Below are 6,653 nucleotides of genomic sequence, written 5' to 3' on the forward strand. Positions count from 1 at the left end.
AGCTCAGTTTCATCGTCGAACGGTCTGGGGTGGCGCATGCCGAAAATGAGAAGGAGGATCACAAGGGTAAGCCAGCCGATGTTCGTGAGGGCCGCCAGGACCCCGAGACCCAGGATGACGGCGCGGTAGACCCACGCGCTCTTTTCGCCGAAGACGGCATAGACCACGTGGCCTCCATCAAGCTGGCCGACGGGCAGAAGGTTCAGGGAGGTCACGAAAAGCCCCACCCAACCGGCATAGGCAAAAGGGTGGAGGACAAGATCGTGGCCCGCGGGGATATCTCCGACGAGCAGCGGCTGAAGCACCCTGAACAGAAGAGGATCCCCGAGCTGCATGTAGCTCGCGGCCGGTATTCCGGCAAGAGGCGTGACGGTGGACATTTTCATACCGGCTACGATGAAAGGGAGGGCGGCCGCGAATCCGCTCAAGGGGCCCGCGATGCCCACGTCGAAAAGCGTGCTCCTGTTGATAAAGCCCCCCTTCATCTTTATCACCGCACCGAAGGTGCCGAAAGGCGGCAAAGGCAGGGGAATGAAGAAAGGAAGCGTGCTCGGGATACCATAATGCCTGCCCACGAGGTAATGGCCCAATTCGTGGCACAGGAGGATCGTCATGATGGCGAGACTATAGAGGAAACCCCCCACCAGTACCGTCGATGCTATTGTCGCCAGGAAAAGGAGGATATGGAGATAGGTCATCGGGGACCTAGACCTTCAGGAGCCCGTACTCCATGAGCGCGCGGTCCTGTTTCGTTCCCGTCTTGATCTTCACGTCGAGAGAGCTCAGAAAATCATAGAACTCGACAAGGTGCTTTCGGGATATCTTCCGCGACGTGCCCTCGAGCTTGAAGGCATAGTAGGGGTGTTGGCAAGGCAGGTAGCGCTTCCTGCCCGACGTATCCACATTCACCCTGTCCTTCCACCGCTTGAACTCGGCGGCAAAGGCCGGGTATGCCTTCGCCTCCCGCACAAAAGGCTCCAGGTCCTTCGCCTGGATGAGAAGGCGCATCTGGTTCACAAGATAGCTGTGTATGGCAAGGAGGTGCTGACCATTCTCGAGAAGGTCCTCGAAGATGGTGAGGACTTCCTTCTTGTCCATTCTCGAGAAGGCGTCGAAGAGGGCCATCAGGGTCTCTTCGTGCGTCTCCGTCACGACGGCCCGGATATCCCGTGATTCGATGGTCGCCCTTTCGCCCGCGTACCCTACCAGTTTCAGGACCTCCTGCTCCAGTATGGATTCATCCCTGACCCTCGAGGTCAAGAGGTTAAATGCCTTGTCCGTCATCTTCTTGCCGTTGGCCTTGAGGATACTGAGGACCCGATGCCGTATCCTCTTCTCCCTGTCCTTTTCCAGGGCGATCACCTTCCCTCCCAGGCTTTCCGCGAGGTTGGCGGCATCGGACGTGAAATAGACAAGCACCCCTACCCTCTCCTTCAGCGCATCAAGGTGGGGCTGCAGCACGGCCACATCCTGTGCCGTAGGGTCGACTATGGCGATGACGAGTTCGTCGGCAAGGAACAGGTTGGATGCCTTCTCGATGACAACCTGTCTGAGGTCCTTGCCCTGGGCTATGACAGTCCCGGGATGATCGTGGAACCGGCGGGCCAGGACGTGAATATCCTCAACGACGTTCTCCTTCGAGCCCATGGCTACAAGCAATTTGTTCATGGGGTTAAGATACCATCGGGGAGAAGGCTTTGCAAGGGGAGAAGACGGTTCCAGGTTCCAGGTCTCAGGTCTCAGGCCTCAGGCCAAAGAGAAAACAGGACTTCGCAGGGCATGGCCGGCCCTTGATACTCCCCAAGGGCGTTCTATGACCCCTGTCCCCTTCCCCTACTCCTGCTTCCCGTACTTCTTTTTCAGGAATTCCAGGCCTGTCACGGGATAGAGGGCGTAGATGAGGATGTCGCCCATGTCCTCCGATATGCCTTTTAGCGCCTCCCGGGCCGCGGGTAGCTCCGGCTCGAGGATGTCCGCCGGGCGCACATCGATGGGCGTCGTTCCCCGGGGATAGCCCTTCAATGCCTTCGCCTTTATCTCCTCGCTCACGGGCGCGGGGGGACGGCCGTAGAGACCGTAGAAGTAGTCCTTCACCTCGTTGCTGATCATCTTGTACCGGCCCGCGATGACGTTGAAGACAGCCTGCACCCCGACGATCTGGCTCGTGGGAGTGACAAGCGGCGGAAAGCCCATGTCCCGCCTCGTTCTCGGTATCTCTTCGTAGACCTCCTCGAGCCTGTCGAGCGCTTTGGCCTTATTGAGCTGACTGACGAGGTTCGAGATCATGCCACCGGGGATCTGATGGATGAGAACCCCGATATCGATGACAGCGTAACGGGTCCTGTCTGAAAAGGACCGGAGCTTCGGCGGGATGATCTCTTCGAGATAATCGCCTATCTCCGACATCTTCGCAAGGTCCAGCTTCGGATCGTAAGGGGTGTCCTTGAGCGCGACGGTGAAGGCCTCGGAGGGCGAATGTGAAGACCGGTACGCGAAGGGGGCAAGACAGGTATCTATGCCGTCGGCGCCGGCCTCTATGGCCTTGAGGAGCGACATCGAGGCCATCCCGCTCGTGTAGTGTGTATGGAGATGAACGGGAATGGAAAGGGTCTCCTTGAGGCGGGACACGAGCTCATAGGCGTCATAGGGCGAGATGATCCCCGCCATGTCCTTGACGCACAGCGAGTCGGCCCCCATGTCTTCAATCTTCTTCGCCTTGTTGAGGTAATACCCGATATTGAATATCGGCCCTCCAAGTCTCCCTTCCGTCAGTGAATAGGATATGGCCCCCTGGATATGCCTGCCGCAGCGCTTGATGGCCCTGAAGGCGGCTATAAAATTGCGTTCGTCGTTGAGGGCGTCAAAGACGCGGAATATGTCTATACCCACTTCGCAGCTCTTCTCGACGAAGGCATCGACGACGTCGTCGGCGTAGTTCCTGTAACCAACGAGGTTCTGTCCCCGAAGGAGCATCTGAAACTTCGTGTTGGGCATCTTGTCCTTCAGGAGCCGCACCCTCTCCCAGGGGTCCTCGTCGAGGAACCGGGTCATGACGTCAAAGGTGGCCCCACCCCAGACCTCCACCGAATAGAACCCGACGGAATCCATCTTCCCGGCGATGGGCAACATGTCCTCCGTTCTCATCCTGGTGGCGAAAAGGGACTGATGACCGTCCCTCAATGTCAGGTCCGTTATCCTGACCGGCTTCTTCTCCATGGCTTCCAACCCCCTTCGGTAAAGTCAGAACTAGTATCACGGCAACCAGGAAAAATCAATGGATATTTTCCGGCAAGTCTGGTATTTTAATGCCTACGGGATGTAGCTCAGCATGGTGTAGAGCGCTTGCTTCGGGAGCAAGAGGCCGCTGGTTCAAATCCAGTCATCCCGACCATTCCCTCCCCGGACATCTCCCATAGACATGCAGGTTTCCATGAAAGTCCCTACCAGGCGTATCTCAGACCCAGGGTCGCCCGATGCTGTGCACTGTCACTGGCGAAACTCCCGTCGTAGATCAGCTGAAAATACACGTTCTCCTTCGTCCGCAGGGTAAACCCGAATCCCGGGGCAAAGCTGTTCCTGTCACCCCTTTCGCCCCTCGTGGTAAAAACAGACAGGGGCTGTCCGGCGAAGCGGCCATTGAGAATGTGGTCGTCACCAACGAGATCGTGGTCCCAACGCACCGTGATCTCCGGTGTGAAGGCACCCGACGAAAAGACATAATCCTTCCTGAGTCTCAGGCCTAGGGAACCCGTAAGGAACGAGGAACTCTCCCCGTCCACATCGAGGCTCACGGCCCCGGCGTTTCTTTCCCGGAAGCCGTCCCGCATGAGGCGGCCACCCATCAGGGACACCATGGGGATGATGTCCGCACCGCTCGTCGCTATCCGGCAACCCGTCTCCAGGTATCCCCCGAGCGAATGGCCGTCGTAGCGCGCCCTCGCAGACCTCACGATCTCGCCGAAGGATATGTCCCTCTGCGTGTCGTAGCGATCATACCCGAAGGCTGCGGTGGAGCTCAGGTACCAGGGGTCGTGCCTGTACATGCCGTAGAGACCGGCCTGGTAGCTCGATACCGTGGCCTTGTCTGTGAGATCCCGCATGGAGGTCTTCGTACTGGAGTATCCCAGCGAGATGCCGAGAAGAAGGGGGTCGGCTATCCGCCTGTCGAATCCGGCAACGACACCTGCCATGTCATATCCGTAGTGCGATGCCGGATCGCCGCCGCCCCTGTCGCCCGTCCCGCCGTACCCCTGTACCCACAGGCCCCGGTAAGGCAAATCGGTGCCGCCGGTCCTGCCGAGGGCAGCAAGGAGGGTATTGCCGGCATCGCTCGCCCTGTCGCCACCTTTGAAGGCAAGCATGACGGGGCGGGCGGCGAATGCTGATGACGGCTCGCCCGTCAGGAAGCTCCTCGACCTTTCCGTCATCGTCCCCATGTACCCGCGAAAGGACGAGAAGGTCGTCGCCGCAAGGGCAGTGTGGGAGAGCCCGCCCATCTGCTCGCAGGCACTCCTTGCTCCCGGAGCGGAGAGTCCCAGGATGGTGTTGACGACATCCTCCATGTCTCCCCTTGCCGACGTCGATATGCGGTCGAGCGACGCGGCCACCGCCTTCTGGTTGCCCGTCGATGCCACGCCCGAGAAATCCGTGAACCTCCGGGCGAGAAGGAGATAAACGTGGCCCGCGTCGTAGCTTAGAGAAGGCGTGAGGTAAGCGAGGTCGCTCGTGACGTTCGCGAAGGCCCCCGTCACGTTCCCCGCCGTCAGGATCGTGTAACATGTCCTCATCTTGTACACCCCCGAGCCCCCGATAACCGACACAGTGCCGCCATTGAGGGTCGCGGTGCCGGTGATCATGAGCTTGTCCGACTGTCCATCGGGGTCCGTCTCCACCTCATACACGGAACCCGGGTTATGGGTGTAGTTGCCCGTAATGGTGACGACGCCGATGGAGTTTCCCGGCGCGACCTTGCCGTTGTTCGTGACGTTGCCGATAATGTGGCTGTTGCTTGTGAGGATCCCCGAAGGGTTGATGAGCACGGGACTCGATATGCTGCCCGTCACCGCCAGTGACCCCCCATCGAGCGTTGTCGTCCCGGTATAGGTGTTCACCCCGGAGAGGACGAGCGTGCCTGTGCCGGTCTTTGTGAGACCGCCCGTCCCGGAGATGACACCCGCATATGTGCCGCCTGACGAGCCGCCAACGGTGAGGGTCCCGGTGCCAAGGGTGACGTTGCCGCCCGTCGTGCCGCCCCCCGCGAGGGAACCGATGGTCACGTTGAAGTTGTTGAGGTCGAGGATCGCCCCCGCCGTGTTCCCCAGGGTAACGTCCGTCGCGGCGGGAAGGCTGTTGCCGGTCCCACCCTGCAGTGTTCCTTCGCTCACCGTCGTCCCTCCCGAATAGGTGTTGGCTCCGGAGAGGATGAGCGTGCCCGTGCCCGCCTTCGTGATGCCCCCTGCCCCCGATATGACACCCGATATCGTGTCCGCGGAGTTGTTGACGGTGATCTGCCGCACCGTGCCGCCAAGGTCCATCGCCCCGGACAACGTGAGAGCGCCGGTACCGCCCGATGCCTGGCCGAGGATGAGGTCGCCCGTCACGGTGGTCGCGTTCGCCAGCGTCCGTGCCGTTGCGGACGATGAGGCAAGGGTGCCGCCGGAGAAGGTGAGCGTGCCCGTGCCGAGTGCGGCGTTGTTGCCGACGAGAAGGGTACCGGAGGAAAGGGTCGTGCCGCCGGAGAAGGTGTTGGCACCGGAGAGAGTGAGACTTCCCGTACCTGTTCTGACGAGACCGCCCGTGCCTGAGATGATGCCCGAGATGGTGTCCGTGGCATTGGCTGTCGTGATCTGGTGCAGGCCGGCACCGAGGCTCATGGCACCGGAGAGGGTGAGCGTGCCCGTGCCGCCCGATGCCTGGCCGAGGGTGACATCGCCCGTCACGGTGGTCGCGTTCGCCAGCGTCCGTGCTGTTGCGGACGATGAGGCAAGGGTGCCGGAGGAGAACGTGAGCGTGCCCGTGCCGAGTGCGGCGTTGTTGCCGACGAGAAGGGTACCGGAGGAAAGGGTCGTGCCGCCGGAGAAGGTGTTGGCCCGGGTGAGCGTGAGAGAGCCTTCCCCCGCCCTGGTAAGGGAACCCGTTCCGCTGATGAGACCCCCGTACGAGGTGCCCGACGCTCCCGCCACGGTGAGCGTGCCCGAAACGAGGGTGACATTGCCTCCCGTCGTGCCGCCCCCCGCGAGGGAGCCGATGGTGAGGTTGAAGCCGTTGAGGTCGAGGGCGACACCCGCGGTATTCGAGAGCGTCACCGCCGTCCCGGTGGGCAGGGCGTTGTCGACACCGGCCCTAAGGATGCCGCCGCTTATCGTCGTCGTGCCCGTGTAGGTGTTGGCGCCCGTGAGGGTGAGGGCACCGGAACCGGTCTTGGTAATGCCCCCTGCCCCGGAGACGATGCCCGAGATGGTGTCCGTGGAGTTGTTGACGGTGATCTGCCGCACCGCGCCGCCGAGGTCCATCGCCCCGGACAACGTGAGAGCGCCGGTACCGCCGGATGCCTGGCCGAGGGTGATATTCCCTCCCAGGACCATGTTATTCGCAATGGTCCGTGCCGTTGCGGACGATGAGGCAAGGGTGCCGCCATTAAGCGTCAAAGTACC

General features: G+C 61.1%; 4 protein-coding genes and 1 tRNA gene. 1 reads left to right on the top strand and 4 read right to left on the bottom strand.

Annotated elements, in window-relative coordinates:
* The 3 genes from GXX82_17160 to GXX82_17170 form a co-directional block, all read right to left on the bottom strand.
* Positions 1-698, bottom strand: a 698-nt coding sequence (locus GXX82_17160; GenBank protein ID NLT24776.1) for a site-2 protease family protein, incomplete at its 3' end; no start/stop codon positions are given.
* A 7-nt stretch (positions 699-705) separates the two neighbouring features.
* A complete protein-coding gene (locus GXX82_17165; GenBank protein NLT24777.1) occupies positions 706-1,668 on the bottom strand; it encodes a hypothetical protein in 963 nt (320 codons plus the stop codon).
* A gap of 165 nt (positions 1,669-1,833) precedes the next feature.
* A complete protein-coding gene (locus GXX82_17170; protein NLT24778.1) occupies positions 1,834-3,216 on the bottom strand; it encodes a pyruvate carboxylase subunit B in 1,383 nt (460 codons plus the stop codon).
* 96 nt (positions 3,217-3,312) lie between these two features.
* Between GXX82_17170 and GXX82_17175 the strand changes: the two genes are divergently transcribed.
* A tRNA-Pro gene (locus GXX82_17175) sits at positions 3,313-3,391 on the top strand.
* A gap of 49 nt (positions 3,392-3,440) precedes the next feature.
* On the opposite strand, the gene GXX82_17180 is transcribed toward GXX82_17175, so the two are convergent.
* Positions 3,441-6,653 (bottom strand): autotransporter domain-containing protein (locus GXX82_17180; protein ID NLT24779.1); only part of this gene is annotated, 3,213 nt, incomplete at its 5' end.

The sequence above is a fragment of the Syntrophorhabdus sp. genome (assembly GCA_012719415.1).
Taxonomy (GTDB): Bacteria; Desulfobacterota; Syntrophorhabdia; order Syntrophorhabdales; family Syntrophorhabdaceae; genus Delta-02.